Here is a 20,238-nt window from a genome sequence, read left to right on the forward strand (position 1 = left end):
CATCGCGCTTTAGGCCAACCGCATTGCAGCAGGCTAAGCCGGAACACATCAATTTTCGGCGGCGAACGCTCCACACCCCTAGGCCCAAGGGAGGCAGCAAGCGAGCGTTCGACATCCCGCTGTCTCGGGAAATGATCCTGAGCCTCATTCGAGTGCTTCGCTTCGGCAGGCAAATGCATCCGACTCAGGCGCAAGAATGGTTATTCCCAGCCGAAAGCGCCTCCGGACACCTGGCGGAAACCAAGGAGGACCGAGATATTTTGTCAAAATGGGGCAATGACCTTCGTCAAACATTTCGGACACTTGCCACCGCTGCTGGCGTTTCCGAATTCGACGCCAAGCTCCTGATGAACCATTCAATCCCTGGAGTGAATGCAGGCTATGTCACTCGGCACAAGCTAGTTGAAGACCATCTGCGCAGCCAGCAACAAGCTATCAGTACCGTCGTGTTTTCCGCACTCGGTAAGTTGCGCACAGAACAGGGAGCTCTGATCGATTGGCTTGGTCATCGGGCAAGCCGAAGAGCTGTGAGCAAATTCCGATCGAAGCCAAGCAATCTCGGCGAGGAGCAAGAAAGCATTCGGCAGGCAGCGTGAGCTGAAGCCAGCCGGCTCGGGTTCCAAGGGCTTCTGTCCAGGCACACGTCCGGGGTTCGAGGCACTGGAGCGCTACCGACTTTCCCCACACCAACCAAACCTGCGATACGTCATCCATTCCTTCGCATGAGCCAGTTCTTGAGCCGTTGCCGAGTTCAGCTCTTACGCTCTTAGAGACGCACGTTGAAGGACCACGAAATCCATTCTCGTGGGTCGGGCCCACGAAGCCCAGGAGCCCGAGGTCGAGCCAGTGGACCGCTACCGCCCTTCCCCAGACCCGATCAACTCGCGCACCTTCTTCAATTATCGAAAACCGCTCGTGGCGGGGATTCTCTCGGCCTCCGCTTTGGCCATTTCGCGTCGTCAAAGAACGTACCATGTTGCGCTGCGTGGGAAGCCGCTTCCCCTTCTCCCATCAAAGGGATTCCATTCTGGAGTGTGCACGCCTCGGGTTGATGACCCGCCCACCAACGCCGGACCCGCGCCTCCTATCTTTTCTTGTTCTTTCGCGCGGCGTAACGCGCGTCGCGTGCAGCTTTCTGCTGGGCTTCGATAGCTGCTTGCCGCATCGCGATCTCTTGTTTTTCGCGCAACAGCTGGGCTGCGGCAGCGACTGTGGCCTCATTCGCTAGGCGGCCACTCTCGGCCTTTGCGGCCTCGCGCGCCGAACTGACCTTGGCCCGCGCGGCGGCGAACGCTTGGCGCTCGGCCTGCCGCGCTTTCACCACAGGATCGTCGGGTCCAGGCTGGCTGCGAAACTTATCGAGGATCTTCCTTCTGGCTTCTTGCGCCGCATTATGCCGATCCGCGAAGGTAGGTTCTTTGTATCCAGCCATTGAAAAAGCCTTTGCGTTCCATCTTTGATGAGGCGATCGGCTTTGTCACCGTGCCGGCGTGGACAATCTGTCCCAGCATGAACCAAGGAGCTGTTTGCCTATACATATGCAGCGTCGGAAAGCATACGGCGGCCCATGTCCTGGCTGCGATGTGGCCTAATTCGGTTTCGAGTGCAAGTGAGTTCGGGAGAGCCGATGTCTCAGTTCGGGTCACAAGCGGTGGCCAAGCGCGCTGCTCAAGCGTCAGCCGACCTGCATCTTTAATCTGCCTCTGGCCGCGGCGGCGCTGCTTCACCCACATATCCTGCGGCGCTCCCTCTTGGCGACATCGCCTCCTTTCCGTCTGCATTCGCCGTATACGGCGGGGTGCATTAGGGATAGGGTTGTATATCATCGACCGGTTCGTGGCATTGTCGGTGACTGAGAGTGTCGTGCTCCCGCCGTGACGAGGGAGTGCCATGCCCGACGCCCTACTCACGAACAAGCTTTCTCCACGCGAGACCGTACGTCCCCGCTGCCCCAACTGCGGCGCCCGCATGGAGACCCTGCGCGTTGTAGCGGGCCGGCCCGGATTGGAGCGTCGAACACTTCGGTGCTTAAAATGCCGGCTGGTCTACGAAGCGCAAGCTCCTGCAGATCCGATCGATTTCAACGCCTTGCGCTGGATTAACAGTGAACTGAGGTCGCCTCAGTAAGGGACGGTTTGGATAATGAGCGGCCTCTTTGGGTGTGCCATCTGCGCAATCGGCGTCGGCCATGACCCTCCTCCCGGTGATTGACCAACGCAGCAGCAGGGCGGCCGTGCGTTTCAAGAACACTTGGTGCCGCCGCCGCCACGCGCGCGGCAATGTCGATCTCGCGCGCGATTGCCGAACTGGCCGTCACGTCTTCGGATCGTAGAGCGAGCCGATCCTCGATCATGTCGTCAAGTCTATCGCCCGCGACCAAGTCGGTCCGCAGCCCGGTTCGGCAAATGACAACGCGCGATAGATGGACCGTAGATCTTGAGTGTCCACGCTGCGGGAGGATCGACGTGGCCCGGCTCTCACAGGCGGATGGCTACGCCTTGTGAGAGGGAACACCGCTACCCGGGCCGATCATGTGCCGGTCGGCTTTGCCTGCATTGATCCCGAGGCTAGCAGTTTTCAATGCTCGAAATGTCAGGTGCTACTACCCTGATCCCCTTTGAGGGCCGCCGAGGGATCGTCAGGCCTCGCCCCTCGCTGCCACCTGGATGGAATGGCTTTGTCGGAACTTTCGCCATCTGCACTACAATCGGGCGTGCTGAAAGCAGCGGTCGCACGGCCGCGAATTGACTCGCGATTGAGACCGATCAGGCGCACACTTGCACTTATCACCGGTCCGCGCCCAGGCATTACTGGTGACCGAGAGCGTCGTGCTCCCGCCTGTTTCGGAGGGGGAGCCCCTATGCCCAAATCTCAAGACCGTTTACCTAACGTTGGGCCCATCGCATTGCAGCGCCCGGGCTGTCCGATCTGCAAATCTTCGATGATGCTTGTCAGCATTGAGTCAGAACGTCCAGGCGTCGACTTACATCGCTTTCAGTGTGCCGTGTGCAATCATGTACTAACGATCCTTGCCGCGTGCGAAGACCCTATGCATTCCAAGGCGGGCCGGTGCCTTCAAGGCGATTTGCATCCGCCGAAGTAGGGGCATGCCACATCCTCGGTATGGAATGGCTGCAAGACGGCGCGTGCGCGAAATGCTACGAGACGGTGAGCCGTTGGGTTCTGGCAAATATTCCCTGCTGCGCACGTGCGACGGAGCACTACTCGAGCAGCCCCTTCAATGGAATTTCTCGCCCAGTGTTTGCGCGCCGGCGAGTTGTCCTAATTGCGGTCCGAGAGCTTTGGCGGCTGGCATAGACCAATCCATATCCGGGATTTTGTTAGTACCCTCTCGGGGGATACACCCATCGCCGCCGGCGAACGTTTCAACGCTAGGCGGCGTTGCGTTGTGCGCATCCCAATCTGCCGCACGAATGTCCTGCCAACGGACGATATCGCGAGATCATCAAAGCCCGCGTCGGTTCTACAACTAAGGCCGCCTCGGTCGAGGGCCCCTCTCATTTTGAACGGCCAGCAATGTTTGCTCGTGGCCAAACCCGACCGTCGGCGCCGCGCAGCATCTCGCCGACGGCTTCAGTGTCCGCGCTACGGCCACTGCAGGTCAAACGCCGTTCAGAGGACTCGAAGAGACGATGATTCAGCCAGCGGCCCACTTTCGGCAACTGCCGATGGTTCCCGACATAGCATGAAACAAAGCCCTCGCTATTCGGCTAATCGAGGCGCATAATCGCGGTACCATCGAGCGGCCCCCTAGCATCTATCGGTGGTGAGAACGCAGCTGCGCTCCCGCTCACCCCTTAGCGGAGCACCAACATGGCAGCTCGACGATCTTCAGAACAATCATCGACGTTCGAATACCGTCTAACGCAAGAGGCAACAAACTTGCGCCAGCAGGCTCAAGGAATGCTAGTGGCATCCGCCGCATTGAGCTGTTGCAAAAAGCCCGGCAGATCGATGTCGCCGTAGAGGTCAATAAGTGGCTGACCTCCCCGGGACTACAGCCACCATGCTAACAAGATGAGGCGCCGGCCTATCTCCTGCCTCGATCCAGAGATCGGCTAAGGCCTCGCTAACGAAATGAAAGGTCGTCATGAGCAGACGCGAATATGACGCGGACAATTCTTTTCGTCCATCGGATAGACCCGTTACTGAATACGAACAGGAGCAAAAGGCCCTCCGCAAGAACCTAGAACGGCTAAGAGCTGAGCGGCTGGCGCGCGAGAGGGCGAAATCAAGCGACGCTTGAAGTCGGCAAGCTATGGCAAAGCAGCAGCGGCAAAGCGCAGTTGCCATGCTTACTCTGAAATCGCTCATGGCAAGGCGCGGAGCGGTAGCAGACTTCGACAAGCAATTAGGAACGTTGGTCCGCATGACTGGTTCTGGGTCTATCACCGTTCCCGAACTCGGCGATTGCCGGTGACAGAGAGGCGCTGCAGCGCTCCCGCCAAATGGAGCGCTGGGATGAAGCGGTATTCTTTCGATATTCGCGGCGGGGAAGAATTGGCCCTTGACGAGGAAGGGATGATGCTGCCGAGCATCGAAGCGGCTCAAAGAGAAGCCGCCAACTCGCTTGCTGATTTGGCCAGGGACATAAGTAGAGGTGCGGAGATGCAGCACCTCTCGATCGAGGTGCGGAACGCCGCCGGGCAGGTCGCAGAAGCGCACCTTGGCTGGATTGTGCGGCGTCTGCAGTAGGCGCACCGGGATCTGGTTAAAGTTCCTCTATTTCGGAGCCGCGTTCTGCCTTAGCTTCGGACCGACACCGCCCGAGCCTTGGCAAGAATCGGTGACTGACAGCTCTACATGCTCCCGCGAGGTCGGAGAGCGGGAAATGTCTTCAACCAATCCTACCAGTCGTGCCCGCCAAAGAGCGGTTCGGTGACGGCGCACCAGCCATCGCAGTCTCGACGCAAGCGGCAACTTGGACACGCAGCCCGTCTTAGAACAGAGCGTCCTTTACACGACCAGGTTAGCGGTATAGCGTTCGGCTACAGGTTAGCAGATGCTCACCTTGAAGCTGCCCATGAAGCAGCGACCTCCGAAGTCGCCGCCACACGTCGTAGCAGCAGCTCCCGTGCCATCGGAAGGCGCAATCATAAGAATCATGTCCACCACGGCGCGCCGGCGACGCACGCGCGCATCAGTGCGCTCAACAAAGGCGACCTTCATGAAACTTCCCGCAATCTTGCTAGGCGAGGCACGGACGCGCGTGCTTCAAGGCATCGCCTTCGGTGCGGTGGCGACCATGGCCATTGGATTTATCTGGGGTGGTTGGATCACTGGGGAGACCGCCAGGATCATGCGCGCCACAGCGGAGAGCGATGGCAGAATGTCCATTCTGGTACCGCTTTGCGTCGCGCAGTTCACAGCCGCGGACGGCGCTCTGGCCAAGTTCAAGGCGGCCAGCCCTTATTCAAGGGGAAACATCGTCAGCGAATTCGTGAAAGATGTGGCGTCCACCAGCATGGATTACTCGTTCGCCAAGGCATGTGCCACCGGGATCGAAACAGAGATTGCCAAGACAGCGACAAAGACTTGACGGGCGCACCCGCAGGCCTGGTCGAGGATCGCCTGACTGGGATCAGAATGCGCGCTTAACGAATAGGAGTGGTACGGGCTCGATTCATTTCATCGTGCAGCAGACCAATAGGCTCTAGCCGGGCCGCGCGGCTGGCGCGGAGAGCGGGCCCGCGCACAACCTGGCGAACGCATAGGGAAGCCGGACCGGATGCAACTCGAAGACGCCGGCAAATGGCCAGTCGTGCTTGTCGTTGAGGATGACGAGCTGTTGCGCTGGAGCGCAATGATAGTGCTCGAAGATTCTGGCTACGGTGTTCTTGAGGCCGCGGACGCTGGGGAGGCGCTCGCCACTTTGGAGCAGCGGGCAGATGTCCGCATCATATTCACTGACGTACAGATGCCGGGAGCGATCGACGGAGTTCGGCTCGCCCACTTGGTGAGCCAACGCTGGCCTCTGGTAAAGATCATCGTGACGTCCGGCAGGATGAGACTCCGCCAGGACGACCTCCCGAGGGGAGGGGTTTATTTGATGAAGCCGTATTCGGCCACGGAGCTGACGACCGCGGTATACGAAGTGAGAGCGGGAGGTTGATCCTCCCTGGACCGAGTAGTGCGCAAGGGTTCACTTCCCGAATTCCGGCACGTCGCCCCACGTACCGAGACGTTATCTTTTCGTCGCCGAGAAATGAAGGACGAAGAAACTATGGCCGCCTGGTCTCGGACTGTCCGTGACCTCGAGCCGCCACGGAACGCCGTCCCACGACTCAGCGGTCGAGCCATCTTTGAGGATCTGTCCACTCATGTCGACCGCTGCTGCACGTGCAGCCGCAACGTCAGCAAGCTCGGTGCCTATCTCGTCGGGCACAGAGGTTCCATCGGAAACGTGAAAGAAGTAGAGCGGCAGGGCTTGCTCCGATAAGGCGCTAGCGCGGTGGCCGTCTCTCGTCACCGGCCACTCCAAGATGATTCGGTCGGGAAAAATATGCGCCTAACCCCGCGCAATAGCGAGCCCTACATCGGCTGCCGGACAAGAGAAGTGGTTCCCACCGGTTGAGAACCGCCACAGCGTGCCGTCAGCTTGGCGTCTCTTGGGCACGACTTCGATTATCCGCGGAAGTTGGCGGTCCGTGGTGTTGCTGCCGATCGAGCCGGAGGTGCGGTTTGGCGAGCCACGCGGTCCTACCTGCAACGAAGTCGCCGCTGGTCTCGTCTTCCACGCGCTTCAGCTTCCTGTTGACATGAGATTTTCACCGTTGATCGCGCGGTCCAGGGCATCGATCAGTGCCTGCATTTCGACGAATTTGTTGCGCGCACGCTCAGCCGTATCCCACTCAAAAGGAGCCGCCAACACTTTCACGTGCGCGTCTCTGTCCGCGAGCATGCGATCACGGGCTTTCTTCAGTGTCTCAAGTCGCTCGCTCATGTGGACTCCCTTGCAAATTGATCTCGATGGGGACCAAGTACTCAGTCGAAGTCTTCCGGAAGGTCGCCCTTCCGGAAGAAAATGGTAGGCTCATCGTCATAGTCGCCCATCTCGGGGTCGCCTGTAGACGAGAATGCAACGACGGCGAATTTGCTCAATGCGAGTCTTCCCGCCGTTCGAAGGGCGCCACTTTCCGATTTGCAGACGATCGGAGACTCCCGCTTCAATTTTCCGCTCTCGCCAGCATTGAACGCTTGCACGACGTAGGTCGTCTCGCGCGTCATCATGGCTCCTTGAGTTGGCGGCGCGGTGGACGTCCACGGCTGCAGAAGTGGCGCTCAGCCTTTCATTGCCTCCATGAGTTCCGCGATCTTGATGGTCGCGAAATTCGAGAAGGTGTCGGACACTGCATACGGCAAAATGACCTGGTCGTTGTGCCGCATAGCGCCACATGTGTAGACAACATTGGGGACATATCCTTCGCGCTCCGTTGGTTCGGGCCGCAACAGCGGCTCACGCGAACGAGCCAACACCTTGGCGGGGTCATTCTTGTCGAGCAACGCAGCGCCGATCGAATATTTGCGTACGGGACCGACGCCGTGCGTTAGGAGCAGCCAGCCTTCGTCAAGCTCAATCGGCGACCCGCAATTGCCGATCTGGACGAACTCCCAGGGAAATTCCGGCTTCAGAACGGCCTGACCGCCCTCCCATGTGTAGAGGTCGTCTGAATAGATCAGATAAAGGTTCTCATTGTCCTGCCGCGCGATCATGGCGAACTTGCCGCCGATCTTACGCGGGAATAGGGCCATGCCCTTATTCCGTGCCGCAGCCCCCCTCAAGGGCGCCAACCGAAACGAGATGAAATCGCTAGTCTCGATCAATTCGGAGCGGATCGCCCGTCCGCTGTAGGCCGTGTAGGTCGCGTAGTAGGTTTTGCGATTGTCGTCCTTGAATTCGACAAAGCGCGCATCCTCAATGCCGTTCGATTGAGATTCGGTGACAGGAAAGATCACGCGCTCGGTGAGATCTTCTTCAGGTTTGAAAATCAACTCGACACGCTCGCCATCCGGTTCGGCTACGCGATGACAAATCCGCGGCATCGAGGCAAGGCGTGCCGTCGGATCAACGATCACACTGCCATCCTTTGCAATTATTCCCGTTCGAAATGTCAATGATGACACATGCCCTTCCCCGATCGCACGTAGACTGAGAATGAAGCGAACGCCACCTCTTGGCGAACCCGACTGATCGGGATGCGGCACGATACTGGGATTGAATAAGGCGGACGCTTCGAACGAATACTCACTCAGAAAGTAGGCCCCGATCAGCTGACGCTGGGCTTTCGAAAAGGTTCCGTGGCTTGCCAGAGCTTCCTCCATTTCATTCGCGCGGGCCTCGAACGTCTCCAGCAGATTGCGGTGACGACCTTCGAAATTGTCCAGGACATCCGCGAGCTGAGTGGCAACTACTTCCGGTTCGAGCGCGAGGACCCGGTTGACGATGTGATTTGCTCGCATTTTGTCGGTCGGGTTCAGATCGCGCGGTTCAGTCGCCGGCTTGAATGGTCGCACGATCACTCGCGTGGGATCGGGGTGCAGGTGAAGGGCCTGCCGATTCAGGAAAGTGGCTTGTGACACGATATCCTCGGCTCGCTAAATCAGGAAGAATTTCAAGCGCTCGCGGCGCGCACGGGCGCGGGCATTGCCCTGCTCATGTTTACGCGCGCAAGCTGACGAATTTCCGCAAGTCCAAGGAGATAGCAGACAACCGACTCGCCACCGCGGTTTTCATTGGCGCGATCGGGGTGCAACCCATCGCGGCAACTCCCGGTGTGCAGATTGACCAGCGCCACGGACAGATCATTGCTGCCAAGAAACCAGGCGAAGGCCCGTGTTGCCATCGATTTCCACTCGGAATCACCATCCGCGCGCCACGCCGCAAGGCATGCAGCGATCGTCGCCGTCGCTTCCACGGGCTGCTGATCGAATGCACGAGGATGCTGCCGCAGGTCGCCGAAACCGGCGGTGCCGACCGGCCGGAAGTGACCTGCTGTGGTCGTCTGTTGCGTCATAAGCCAGCGCAGTGATCGCAATCCGGCATCGAGGTAGACCGATGTTTGCGTCGCTACGCCAGTCAGCATCAAAGCTTGCGGCAATCGCGCGTTGTCGTAAGCAAGGCCTTCCTCGAACCACACCCAGCTCGGCGTCTCAACTGACGCGAGGCATGACATCAACCTGCCCGCAAGAGAATGCCTGACTGCCATGGCGTGAAGATCGTCTGGAGCTGCAGCGCAATAAGCGTCCAGCCCCAACAGCGTGAATGCCCATGCTCGGGGTGAACGAAAGCTCTCCGCGGTCGTCAACGTTTGGGCGAACAGGTCGGTGGCCCACTTGCGCCGTGAAGGGCTTGCGTCTCTGCGCGCCGATTCACCCAATGCCCATAAAGTTCGCCCGTGACTGTCTTCGGACCCTCTGTCTTCAAGCCAGACTCGATCGTAGCCCATGAAGTTGCGGAACTGCCCGGTGTCGGGGTTCCATGCATGTTGTACGAAGGCGGCAAAGCGGGTCGTCAGGATTTCCGAAAGGGGCTGTTCGCCTGGATTGTTGAGGGCGCAGGCCAACAGCAGCGCTCGGGCATTGTCATCGACGCAATATCCGTGCGAGCGATCGGGCACCGAATGCACTGCGTGCTGGAACAGGCCGACATCGTCACACATCGACAGGAAATGGCCGATTTGCATGTCAGGTGGCGCCGAGCCACGTGGCTCCGGCGGTCCCTTGCCGGCGCGCGCGAGCACCTTAAGTCGGTGGCCTTGACCAGCATTCTCAAAGACAGAGATGTAACGCTCGGCCGTGCGCTCCCACGTCATCATTCGGCTCGCGGCATAGGCACGCCGAGACATCGCATGCCGTCGCGGGTGATCGGTAAGCAGTTTTGCGATTTCTCGGCCGATCGCCGCCGCCTCGCCGAACGGCACCAGCACGCCGCATCCATCGGTAAGGAGCTCGCGTGCGTGCCAGTAAGGCGTCGAAACGACCGGCTTCCCGAGTCCAAAGCTGTAGGCCAGGGTTCCCGAGGTCATCTGGGACTCATTCAGATAGGGCGTGACATAGACATCGCACATCGAGATGAACTCGAGCAGCGTGGCTAGGTCGACGAACCGGTCGAGGAACACCACATGGTTGTCGATTCCGAGCTCGCGCACCCGCGCCACAAGGCTGTCGCGATAGGCTTCGCCATGGTCTCGAACCAGATTGGGGTGTGTCGCGCCCAGCACGACATAAACCGCATCAGCACAGCGTGTCAGAACCGATGGCATGGCATCGATCATGACTTCGATGCCCTTGCCGGGCGATAGAAGACCGAATGTCAGAATGACTGATTTGCCGGCAAACCCGAGCATGGCCTTCGCCGCATCGGGCCCGACAAGAGCGACATTGGGAATGCCGTGAGCAATCACCTCGATCTTGTCGTCCGGCACCTGATAGAGGTCACGCAATAGCTCGCGCCCCTTGTTGGCCATGACTATCACCTTGGAAGACGCATCGACGATGCGCTCCATCACCGTGCGCTGCTTGCCCGTCGGATCGGCCAGCACGGTATGGAACGTCGTCACTACCGGCATTCTGAGGGGCGCCAACAACGCGAGGATATGGGCACCGGCTTCGCCGCCAAAAATGCCGAATTCGTGCTGCAGGCAGACGGTGTCAAACCGGCCTGCATTCAGGAAGTCTGCCGCGCGCACGTATTCCTCGATGTTGTCGTCCCTGATGTGAAAAGCGACTGCCTCTGGATAGTCGTAGGCTTGACCCTGATCGGTCATGGCCACGATGCAGGTCTCCAAACCGGGGCCAGAACTCGATATCGCCTGCTGCAGGTCAGTCGTAAAGGTTGCGATGCCGCAGCGGCGAGGCAGCGAGTTGCCGATAACGGCGATGCGGCGGAGCGGCGTCATGTCTGTGCCTCAATACTCTTTCTTGGCGTCGCAGAGTGCACGGCGGCGGACGCACCGGTAGACTTGGACGATTGTTCTGCGCGATCTTGCAGCAAGAATGCACTTCACGTGCCGGCTCAATAAACTCTGTGAAACGTCGGCGGCAGAGGCTTACGCACGAGTCCACTCAGATCCAGGACCTCGCCGCTGTTCTCGATGTCCGAGATCAAGACCTCGACAAACGGGTGCTGGCGATTGTACGTAGCGCCTCGCTGATACTTCGCGCTCACGACGCGCCCGATCGCAGCAAGGTTCAGCTGGCCGAGCGCGTTGTACTGATCACGGAACAAGCTTTGGCGTCCGCCGCTGTGCTCAACAGATTCAACCCAGACGTCGAGCACCTTGCGCCCTATGAACGCCTCGACCGGTTCAGAGCCATCACGGGCACAAAGCCTCAGCCCGTCCATCGTATGCAGTCCGACATCGACGCTAAATTGTGCTAGTGGCATAGGTAGGTCCTCCTGTGGTTTGCGTTCATTCATGTCGGTCGCCCACCGCGAACCGTGCAGCCCCCCGATCCAAAGCAGCGGCGTTCAATCTGGCATTTTGCGCCGCGCCTCCGCTCGACGCGCATTGTAGTCGGCGTCGCTATTGTGCTTGTGCAGAAATCGGGCGATTTGCCCGCGAAGCTCCGCCGTCTCCAGCAGGCTGCCGACGGATCCGGCAGTATCAAAGAACTCCCGCTGAAACGTCGTCGGCAGGGCGTCCCACTGCATGATGACGGCAGCGCCGAGACACCGCAGAACGCGCTCTTCTTCGCTGGCAAGGACGGCGCCGCAAGATCGGTCCCGCTCCTCGACATGCACGGCATCGTCATAGTTGTCCGCCAAGCCTTGCTCATTATCGGCGAGCGAGGCGAGGCGATCCTGCGCATCCCGAAGTTTTCTGCCTTCGTCCGGATCGTTCGAACCTTTCATCCGTTCGGCATATGCTTCTGCTCGATACTGCTTAGATTTGAACATGCCGTGTCCTTTCGCTGTAAGCCTCGGTGCAACGACAGCGGCGCTCTCTTCGGCTGTCCTCTCTGTCTCACACTTCTTCGCGTCCTTTGTCGCAAGCCTCAACAGCCGCGACAGATATTCTTCAGCTTGGCTACAATGCGAGCGTCTTCTGCGATCAATGGATCGTTGTATGCAGCTCGGGAAGCGTCGTTGTCAGGTATCGCGGGCTTCGCCGTTTTTGGAGGAAACGCAGCGTCGTAACAGGCGAGGCGCGCGACCGTGCCTTCGATCGCGCGGCAGTCCGACTCCGCCGCAAGCGCGGATTGCGCGAATACGCCGAGCGCAGCCGCTATAAGGAGCGTCGCTATCCAGGCATCTTTCCGGGCTACATTCACACGGATCATCTCGTCGCTCATTCTTTCTGCCCAAATCCGAAGGCGTTGGCAGCGGTGGCCCGACATTTGCCCGCCCTTCGCGGCCCCCCGCGCTTCTTTGTCCGCGTCTTGCGGTGCCGCCCTTCTTTGATCGTTGCAGGCGCAAGCACGAAACGAGCTGCTGGCGTTGCTTTAGCCTTCGAGCTGATCGAACTCGTCAGGCAGCAGGATGCGGCCTCGCGGCGTGCATATACGAACGTCCGCATAGCCTTCCCGCAAGAGCTCCTGCGCCTTCTTCAACGCAGCTGCCGCCGTGTCCCGGCCGACATTGATGCGGCCGAACCGGTCATTCCCGCCAACCAGGTATTGCAATTGCGTCGCGCTATCCACGCAATGCAGCCGCTGCAAACACCAGAATCAAGAGAAACGGCGGAATAACGACTGGCTTAGCCTGTAGGCGGAGATTGATCGCCTCTTGCGCGAGGCGGTATTCGAATGTCGAGGATTGTCCTAGGGACCGTTGAGCCGGCATGTATGACGCTCCGCTGCGAGGTTGAGCGGGAGCGCAACTTGCGTTCACACCACCGATAGATGCTATGGGCCGTTCGATGGCAGTGGAACAGTGCGCCTTTATTTGCCTGATAGCGAGCGCTTTGTTCAGTTTCTGGCAGGAACTATTCGCTGGAAGCTAGTCCTCTGTAATGTGGTACTGGCCGGAAGCACCTCTCTTGCAATTCTTCGCCCTGGCCCCGGCTTTTGTGATCCGCGCTTGTGCCTTGCGACGCCGGCGTCGAGAGGCAACGTGCCGAGGACAGAGACCAAATTCAAATTGAAGCAGGAGCTGCAAACCCAGCGCTTCTATTGGCGTTGCTGATCTCTGAGCGATCGGCTGATCGCTCGTTCAGCTGCGCTGACGGCCTCCGCTCGATCGAAGGCAATTCCGGTTCGGGGTGACCGACCGTCTCGCTCAAACGACCATTTCCAGCCGGGCGGGTTGATCGTTTGGACCACCGTGTATTTAATACCCTGATGTTCCATGCGTCATCATGACTCTGGGCCGAAGCGACCATACGCGGTGACAAACCTCGATCACTCAGCATCGTTTGAGGTCTTCTTCGAACGGTCGACGCGGACCGATTTGAATTCCGCTGGCCCGTCAAGCAGGCGCTGTTTTCTCGCCGATTGGTCCTTAGAGCTTGCGAAGCGGTCAGCCCTGCCATCCAAAACCGTGCCAGCCAGATGAAGAGCACGCTTTTGTTGGCGGACCACTCGGCGACCTTTAGCATCATCGCTCGTCATCTTCAGGCTCTCTCAATTGGCGCACATGTTCGGAAGCGAAACTCAGCAACCCCGGCAAATATTCTTGAGCTTCGCGGCGGTTCGGGCTTCTTCCGCAAGAAATGGATCCTTGTAGCCTGACGATGAGTCGATGCCGGCCTCCGTCGGCTTCCTGGCTTTTGGAGGAAATGCCGCATCGTAACAGGAAAGGCGGGCGCTGGTGCTTTCGATCGCACGGCAGTTCGGCTCCGCGGCAACAGCCGCTGACGTGTATAGGTCCAGTACTGACGCCAGCAAAAGCGCAACGGTCCATGTGCCTGCTCGAACCATCCTCATGCTGAGCACTCCATAACTATTTGGTTTTACTCGCCCAGGTGGGGCTCTCGCCGGTCCAGGCCGGGAGAGCATCCCATTCGGACCACCGCATTCGACGCTCCTCACCTCCGACCCGCACGAAAACAAAGGGCGCATCGTCCCGGCCGGTCTTCGAACCAACGAAGATTGCCGGAACTCCGTAGGCATCCCTGATGATTGCCGTGTTTGCCATTTTGGGCTCCCGTTTGACTTGAACTGGCTCAACGCCCCCGGTTTGCAGTTCTGACGCATGGTCATTGAACGGACTTACCGCTATAAAATGGCGGTCACCGCAATCAGCAGCACGAGGAAGACCGGCACCAACAAAGGTGGTACGAGCCACTCACGAATGTCGAATTTGTCGGAATTTGACATCTGACCGCCTTCTCTTGGGTTGAGGCGGGAGCACAACGCTCTCAGTCACCGATAACAGCCACGTAGCGCGCGGTGATCGGAACTGTCTAGCAGTCTTCTAACCAATTAGCGAGATCAATCTCAGCCGCCTGGTATCCAATCGCCCAGGGCGAGCGCTTTAGATAAGTTCATCAGTCCACACCTTGAAGCTGAGGAGCGTGTTGGGTCCGAAAGTTTGGACGATCGGAACATCCGCCGCATCGCGGCCTTGCGCGATCAGGACGCGGCCGATTCGCGGAGTGTTGTTGCGTGCATCGAATGTGTACCAGCGGCCGCCAAGATAGGCTTCGAACCAGCCTGCAAAGTCCCCGGGAGCGTGGGGCGGCGGGATGCCAATGTCGCCGAGATAGCCGGTGCAATAGCGGGCTGGAATGTTCATGCAACGGCAGAATGCAATGGCAAGATGCGCATAGTCGCGGCAGACGCCCTTGCCTTCGTTGAATACGTCCCAAGCTGTCATGGTGGCCCGCGCGTGTTCGTAGCCAAACGCGATGTGATTATGCACGAAATCGCAGATCGCCTGGACCCGTGGCCAACCCGGCGCTGATTTCTCGAACAGCTTCCATGCGATGTCGGAAAGCCGATCGGTTTCGCAGTAGCGGCTGCCAAGCAGATAAACGATGGTATCAGGCGGCAGATCCTGCACCGGGCACTGCGTGGCGGAAGGCATGATCACATCAGGCAAGCCGCTATCGCGCACTGTACCGTTGGCGGAAAGGCGCATGCGGCCGGCCGGCGCAACGAACCGACTGCACCAGTTTCCAAAGCCGTCGCGGTATGGCGAAATCGGCACGGAAGGCTCAGTGATGAGGTAATCGGGCACAATGATGTCGGATGCGCGGGTGAAATGCATACCGACCACAGCAATCAATGGTGTGACTTGCTGGAAGTCGTAGATCATTTCGAAGCCAACACCGATTTTCATGCTTGGGGCCTGTCTCCGACTGCACTGGCTCGAATTGCTGTGCGGATGTTGTGTGCTGGCAACGGCGGCTGGCGATCCGCTATTTCAAAGTAGCGGCTTCTTCGTTCGTGACGACCATTTGCCACTCAAGCGCGCTCAGATAATGGGGGAGCAAGATCTCTTAGGTAGTGCCCGGCCATTTCGATGGCTTGTAAGCGCATCTCTCTCCAAGGCGAACAGAGGGCACCCTCCTCGTCCACGACGAGTTTGCCGTCCATAACGGTGAAGAAGTATCGGGTAGGAGCCATGTGCACATCCCCTTCTTTACCAGGCGGGAGCACAACGAACTCTCAGTCACCGATATCTGCCGGAGCGCCGCTCGATGATATGCGAACCCTAGACCACATTTCGAGCTCCCGACAGTTCTAATCAGGCTACTCCAAAAATCAAACTAGACCACCAGGCCCGGCTGTGGGTCAGTACCGGGAATTGCCACCCGGAACTATCTCAGCCGAAAAGGTAAAGAGATCAGGAACGGAATGCCTAGGCACGACTTGGATACATGAGAGCGTCGCTCGCCGTCAACTACACGGCGCATGTCGCGGATAGCCAAAGGTCCCACAAACCGGCCCCGCTGTTCTCAATACAAGCGCTCGCGCAGATAGCCCAAAAGTTCCGGTCTCCAGTTCCATTGAACGAGCAGCCATGGTCGCAGGCAGAAAGCCAGCGGGAGGGCAAGCGCTTTGCCGAAGGAGACTTCGCTATGCCCCACCGCATTGACATAGACCCCAAGCACAGCCGAGCTATTCTAAAAGTAATTGGGCAGCAACTGCGCGCGTCGCTGAAGCTTGAGCCGGAACAACCGGAGAGTCTCAGAGAGCAAATCGAACGGCTTCGGGAATTGGAGGAACGCCCACCAAATCGTTCCCGTTGACGAGCGTGATGCAACGGCCACTGAAGTCGGCCCATTTTGAGGGTGCCAGTGCTACGGAGAACGAGTAGCGTCGTTCCGAGATATTTCAGCAACCGCGGCAGATAGTCTTCAGCTTGGCAGCTGTGCGAGCTTCTTCTGCTGCAAACGGGCCTTGGTATGCGGGCCGACCCGCGCCGCTTCAATGATCGTGGGCTTTTCCAATTTTGGAGGATAGGCCGCCCGGCTTGCTGGTACCCTCGTCAACTCTTTGTCGCTGCGTTTGCGAGCTCCGTTTCGATCCCGGTGACACAAGTGGACTGCACCCCTGAAGTGAGACACGATAATTACAGTGACAGTGGGTTGTCATGATGCGTTACCGCGCGTTGTTTTGCGCGAACGCGGTTTCGAACTCAAGGGGCGACTGGTATCCGAGCGCCGAGTGCAGGCGCTCTTTGTTGTAAACCTCCGCGATGAAGCTGTTGATGTGGCGGCGGGCGTCGACCAAGTCGGCAAAAGCTTTGCCGTTGATCTGTTCAGCCTTGAGCGTTTTCATGAAGCTTTCAGCCTTGGCGTTGTCGAAGGGATTGCCCGGCCTGCTCATGCTGATGGTGATGTCGCGATCGGCAAGTCGCTGGCGATAGGCGATGGACGCGTATTGCACGCCGCGGTCGGAGTGATGGATCAGGCTGCCCGGTGCCGGTCCCCGAGCCGCGATAGCTTTTTCCAGCGCGGCGATGGCAAGCGAAGCATCGAGCGTGTCTTCGAAGGCCCAGCCAACAGCCTTGCGCGAGAACGCGTCGAGAATGACGGCGAGATAGGCGAAGGTTTTGGCCAGATGCACATAGGTGATGTCCGCGACCCAGATCTGGTCGGGTGCGGACGGCACCAGGCCGCGGATCAGATTCGGGACGACGAGAAAGCCCGATGGCCGTTCCGTGGGCGGCTTCAGGAACGGCGTCTTGCGCCGCGCCAGCAGGTTATCTTCGCGCATAAGGCGCTGAACTTTCTTGGCGTTTACGACCATGCCTTGGCGTCTGAGGGTGGCTGTCACCCGTCGATAGCCGTAGAAGACGTGCTTGAGGCAAACGCGCTGGATTACGTCGCGCAGCTCGCACTCGGCCGGCGGCTGCGTTTGGCTTGGTGGCGATAATACGTCGCGCGCGGCAGGCCCGCGAGGTGACACAGGCGCTGCACATCAGCATGAGCATCGATTGTCCTCGACGTCATGGCTTCGATGACTTCGATGATGCGGACGCGGGTCTGCCTTGCGTTGCCGGCCGCTCCAATGCGCGCAAGGCTTGCCGAAAAAAATCGAGGTCCATCTGCTGGCGGCCCACCAGCCGCTCGAGTTCGGCTATGCGGGCATTGGCAAGCGCTAGCGCGGAGCGCTTGTCGTCGTAGGTCGCTAGCGGCTTGAGCTTGCGGGGGCCAGGTTTCGGTCCGGGCTTCCGGTTCAAACCGTCCGGCCCATCGGCGTTCCAGGCTTTGATCCAGTCATGAAGGCTTGTGGACTGCACCCCTGAAGTGAGACACGATAATTACAGTGACAGGCATTTCGAGGATGACCTGTGGCAGGACGAGGAACGAAACGTCAGTTTCCGACGGCTTACAAATTGAAGGGCGCCTCTGTTGACGGTGTGCCTTGAAACAGCGCAAGCGTTAGTCGAACGTCGCAAAATTCTGGGACGAATTGCCGGAGAGGAATTGCGGCGCTTATCGGATAAGGTTCTCGATGTTTGGCCCCGCTTTGCGAAGTACGATGTGGCATGCCCCGTCACCGCCGGTCAGCGAGACGGCCATCCCGACGAAACCCTCCTCCGCAATGGACAATTCGCGAAGAATAGTCATGGCCGGCTTGTCACCCATTCGCGGGAGCAACGTCACGGTATTGGCACCTGACATTTCGAGCATTGGAAGCTGCTGGTCTGCGGATCAATGCAGGCAAACCCGACCGGCACATGATCGGCGCGTGTAGCGGTGTTCCCCCTCACATAGGCGTAGCCATCCGCCTGTGAGAGCCGCGCCACATCCAGCCTCCCACAACGTGGACACTCAAGATCTACAGTCCATTTGTCGCGCAGGGTCTCGCACGTGGTCATTCGCGGCTTTTTGGGACGTAACCACGCGCCCCCAGCTGATCGGCCTGGCCAGAATCAATGAATTCCTGGGCCTGCGCCTTGGTGGCGAAGGTGATGAGTCCATTGCCGACTACACCACCCTCGAGGAGTTCGGCCACTACGTATTTCCCTCCAATGGAGGGGCAAGTCGTCCAGCCGATGCGGTTTTTCATTCGTCGAGTATGCGCCGTGGCCGGTCAACATACCAGCCCGAACCTCACCACAATCCGAACTGATCCATCGTCCAAGATTGAGGAATGCTTGGAAGTCGGGTAGCTTGGCATCATCACCGATCCGATCTGGGCATTTCCGGTGAGAGACGCTACAGCGCTCCCGCCTTATCCGGGAGCAATTGCATGCGTAGGTACTTTTTCGATCAGCGCGAAGGTGACGAGATGATCCCCGACGAACAGGGGATAGATCTCGTTTCGCTGGAGGTAATGCGGCACGAAGCAACCTTGGCGCTGGCACACTTGGCCAGGGATGAAATTCGCCGCTGCACGATCGATGCTCCTGCACGCCGTCTTGCAATCAACGTGCGTGACGAAGAAGGACCGGTCTTACGGGCGACGTTCACCTTCGAGATCAGACGTTTTCAGTGAGGCCATAACCGCCTCGCTCGGCGCGAAAGATCGCCAACGCCCGATGCGCCGGCAATAGAGCCATCACAGTAATCAAAAGCAAGAGAAACAGCGGGGCGACCACCGGCGGCATCGACCAAAACGCCGTGAAAATGGAGACACCTCGTCTTCAGCGGGAGCGCACTTAACGCTCGGAGACCGACGGATGCCGACGAATGGGCCGTTATCGGGTGTCATCAAGCGTCCGCCAGTGGAATAGCGAGCGCTTTGAGGCGTTCCGGCCGCGACATCGGACCACGAGAAAGCGGTAGCTAATGCTGTCGAAAGAGCGCATGGTGGCTTGAAGGGCTAAGCCGACACCAGCGCCCGAGCATCGGCAAAAGGCGGGCGTACATGACAACTCGCTCGCGACGGGAAGTGGTCACCTTCAAGCATTCATTCCAGATCAGGGGCATCGAGCATCCCCTGCCTGCTGGAAGCTACCAGGTCATCACAGACGAGGAGATGATCGAGGGACTTTCCTTCGCGTCTTATCGCCGCGTTGCGACCATGATCATCGTGCCGGCAGACTCCTCGCATGGTTCCAGGATGGAAATGTTTTCCATCGGCTCCATCGACTGGCGGATGCACAACGGATCGACGCGAGCACGCCGGATGACTGACGAGCCACTCGATCTTGACAAGCATCGCGGGATGGCGGCGCAGAAAGCGACGGAAATTCGCCGCGCAATGACGGATGTCGAGAGCCGTGCGTGGGACTACGCGAACGGCAAAGCGCGCTGGAAAGCGGACTAATGTCGGTCGCGGCCTCATGGCCGGGGAGCGGCCGCCAAGGCACGCTTCGTGCTGAATATCTACGCTGCGAGCCTGTCGCCTGACGACATAAGGCATCGCGATCTCATCGCGGCGTTCTGGCGGATTTTGCCCGGCTCGATGGGCAGGGCTGAAGCTGTGCCGGCTTCGGCCAACGGCAACGGATTAGTCGCATGGCCCTTGAACAAGCTTGTTTCACCAGTTTCGAGTACGACCGCATGGTCGTCCAGTTCTCGATGCGCGACGGCGCGAAGGTCATCCCCTGCGCGATCTCGACCTCCGCAAGTCGCTCACAACCGAGGTAGTGAAATACAAGGGAGATCATGCTTGAAGGGCGACATAGTCAACAGTGCTGGCGTACACGTCGTCGTGGTGATCGATTCCGCTATTTTCGACCTTAAGGGCCGGAAGCTTTACGATCTGAAGGGCAGCAGGATTTATCGGCTCTCCGGTGAACTGGTGGGTCACCTCAGCGAAACCGGCGGCTCCTTAAAAAGGCTCGACAAGTCGACGGACAGTTTGTTCTAGCAACTTCCGTATTGAGGCGTCGTCGTAGGACCCGAATGACACAGGACGTTTGACGAAGGCGGC

The 20,238-nt window shown here is 58.9% G+C and carries 21 protein-coding genes and 2 pseudogenes; 8 read left to right on the plus strand and 15 right to left on the minus strand.

Going from position 1 to position 20,238, the window contains the following annotated elements:
- The first annotated feature begins 23 nt into the window (after positions 1-23).
- Positions 24-596, plus strand: a complete 573-nt coding sequence (locus N2604_RS31685; RefSeq protein ID WP_409241658.1) for a hypothetical protein — start codon at positions 24-26, stop codon at positions 594-596.
- A 488-nt stretch (positions 597-1,084) separates the two neighbouring features.
- Here N2604_RS31685 and N2604_RS31690 read toward each other — a convergent pair whose 3' ends face one another.
- The gene (locus N2604_RS31690; protein ID WP_260371931.1) at positions 1,085-1,432 is read right to left on the minus strand and encodes a DUF6481 family protein; all 348 of its coding nucleotides are present in this window, start codon (positions 1,430-1,432) and stop codon (positions 1,085-1,087) included.
- 3,050 nt (positions 1,433-4,482) lie between these two features.
- Here N2604_RS31690 and N2604_RS31695 point away from each other — a divergent pair.
- On the plus strand, positions 4,483-4,716 hold the full coding sequence (locus tag N2604_RS31695; RefSeq protein WP_260371932.1) for a DUF6894 family protein: 234 nt from the start codon (positions 4,483-4,485) through the stop codon (positions 4,714-4,716).
- 300 nt (positions 4,717-5,016) lie between these two features.
- On the opposite strand, the gene N2604_RS31700 is transcribed toward N2604_RS31695, so the two are convergent.
- Positions 5,017-5,190, minus strand: a complete 174-nt coding sequence (locus N2604_RS31700) for a hypothetical protein (protein WP_249757077.1) — start codon at positions 5,188-5,190, stop codon at positions 5,017-5,019.
- Between N2604_RS31700 and N2604_RS31705 the strand changes: the two genes are divergently transcribed.
- Together N2604_RS31705 and N2604_RS31710 are read left to right on the plus strand one after the other, a co-directional pair.
- On the plus strand, positions 5,189-5,560 hold the full coding sequence (locus tag N2604_RS31705) for a hypothetical protein (protein WP_249757078.1): 372 nt from the start codon (positions 5,189-5,191) through the stop codon (positions 5,558-5,560). The two genes, N2604_RS31700 and N2604_RS31705, sit on opposite strands and share 2 nt — an antisense overlap.
- Positions 5,561-5,749: 189 nt before the next feature.
- A complete protein-coding gene (locus tag N2604_RS31710) occupies positions 5,750-6,133 on the plus strand; it encodes a response regulator (protein WP_260371933.1) in 384 nt (127 codons plus the stop codon).
- A 72-nt stretch (positions 6,134-6,205) separates the two neighbouring features.
- On the opposite strand, the gene N2604_RS39845 is transcribed toward N2604_RS31710, so the two are convergent.
- From N2604_RS39845 to N2604_RS31765, 13 genes are all read right to left on the minus strand, one after another.
- Positions 6,206-6,490: a DUF6894 family protein gene (locus N2604_RS39845; protein WP_409241659.1), complete on the minus strand. Its 285-nt coding sequence runs from the start codon at positions 6,488-6,490 to the stop codon at positions 6,206-6,208.
- A gap of 273 nt (positions 6,491-6,763) precedes the next feature.
- A complete protein-coding gene (locus tag N2604_RS31715) occupies positions 6,764-6,964 on the minus strand; it encodes a hypothetical protein (RefSeq protein ID WP_249757079.1) in 201 nt (66 codons plus the stop codon).
- A 41-nt stretch (positions 6,965-7,005) separates the two neighbouring features.
- Complete coding sequence (locus N2604_RS31720) at positions 7,006-7,248, minus strand: hypothetical protein (protein WP_260371934.1); 243 nt, start codon at positions 7,246-7,248, stop codon at positions 7,006-7,008.
- Between the two features lie 54 nt (positions 7,249-7,302).
- Entirely contained in the window at positions 7,303-8,601 is a 1,299-nt protein-coding gene (locus tag N2604_RS31725) for a glycoside hydrolase family 130 protein (protein ID WP_260371935.1), read from the minus strand.
- Positions 8,602-8,633: 32 nt separating this feature from the next.
- Complete coding sequence (locus tag N2604_RS31730; RefSeq protein WP_260371936.1) at positions 8,634-10,919, minus strand: glycosyltransferase family 4 protein; 2,286 nt, start codon at positions 10,917-10,919, stop codon at positions 8,634-8,636.
- A gap of 116 nt (positions 10,920-11,035) precedes the next feature.
- Entirely contained in the window at positions 11,036-11,407 is a 372-nt protein-coding gene (locus tag N2604_RS31735) for a signal transduction histidine kinase (RefSeq protein WP_260376349.1), read from the minus strand.
- A gap of 84 nt (positions 11,408-11,491) precedes the next feature.
- Complete coding sequence (locus N2604_RS31740) at positions 11,492-11,920, minus strand: hypothetical protein (protein WP_260371937.1); 429 nt, start codon at positions 11,918-11,920, stop codon at positions 11,492-11,494.
- 98 nt (positions 11,921-12,018) lie between these two features.
- Positions 12,019-12,315, minus strand: a complete 297-nt coding sequence (locus N2604_RS31745) for a type VI secretion protein (RefSeq protein ID WP_260371938.1) — start codon at positions 12,313-12,315, stop codon at positions 12,019-12,021.
- A gap of 150 nt (positions 12,316-12,465) precedes the next feature.
- Entirely contained in the window at positions 12,466-12,681 is a 216-nt protein-coding gene (locus N2604_RS31750) for a hypothetical protein (protein WP_260371939.1), read from the minus strand.
- A gap of 1,756 nt (positions 12,682-14,437) precedes the next feature.
- Positions 14,438-15,244 carry a transglutaminase family protein gene (locus tag N2604_RS31755; protein ID WP_260371940.1) on the minus strand — a complete coding sequence of 269 codons (807 nt, stop codon included), beginning with the start codon at positions 15,242-15,244 and terminating at the stop codon, positions 14,438-14,440.
- 125 nt (positions 15,245-15,369) lie between these two features.
- Complete coding sequence (locus tag N2604_RS39850; protein ID WP_409241660.1) at positions 15,370-15,531, minus strand: DUF6894 family protein; 162 nt, start codon at positions 15,529-15,531, stop codon at positions 15,370-15,372.
- 978 nt (positions 15,532-16,509) lie between these two features.
- Positions 16,510-17,319, minus strand: coding sequence for an IS3 family transposase (locus N2604_RS31760; RefSeq protein ID WP_260371941.1), 810 nt, complete (start codon positions 17,317-17,319; stop codon positions 16,510-16,512).
- Positions 17,320-18,231: 912 nt separating this feature from the next.
- Positions 18,232-18,426, minus strand: a complete 195-nt coding sequence (locus N2604_RS31765; RefSeq protein WP_260371942.1) for a hypothetical protein — start codon at positions 18,424-18,426, stop codon at positions 18,232-18,234.
- A 183-nt stretch (positions 18,427-18,609) separates the two neighbouring features.
- Here N2604_RS31765 and N2604_RS31770 point away from each other — a divergent pair, with 183 nt between their 5' ends.
- The 4 genes and pseudogenes from N2604_RS31770 to N2604_RS31785 all read left to right on the plus strand — a co-directional run bounded on the left by N2604_RS31770 (position 18,610) and on the right by N2604_RS31785 (position 20,175).
- A complete protein-coding gene (locus tag N2604_RS31770) occupies positions 18,610-18,855 on the plus strand; it encodes a DUF6894 family protein (RefSeq protein ID WP_260371943.1) in 246 nt (81 codons plus the stop codon).
- A gap of 372 nt (positions 18,856-19,227) precedes the next feature.
- Positions 19,228-19,496 (plus strand): annotated as a pseudogene (locus N2604_RS31775) (hypothetical protein).
- Positions 19,489-19,781 (plus strand): annotated as a pseudogene (locus tag N2604_RS31780) (hypothetical protein). The pseudogenes N2604_RS31775 and N2604_RS31780 overlap by 8 nt, the downstream one beginning before the upstream one ends.
- Positions 19,782-19,974: 193 nt before the next feature.
- Positions 19,975-20,175, plus strand: a complete 201-nt coding sequence (locus tag N2604_RS31785) for a hypothetical protein (RefSeq protein WP_260371944.1) — start codon at positions 19,975-19,977, stop codon at positions 20,173-20,175.
- Positions 20,176-20,238: the final 63 nt, after the last annotated feature.

This window comes from Bradyrhizobium sp. CB1015 (assembly GCF_025200925.1).
Classification (GTDB): domain Bacteria; phylum Pseudomonadota; class Alphaproteobacteria; order Rhizobiales; family Xanthobacteraceae; genus Bradyrhizobium.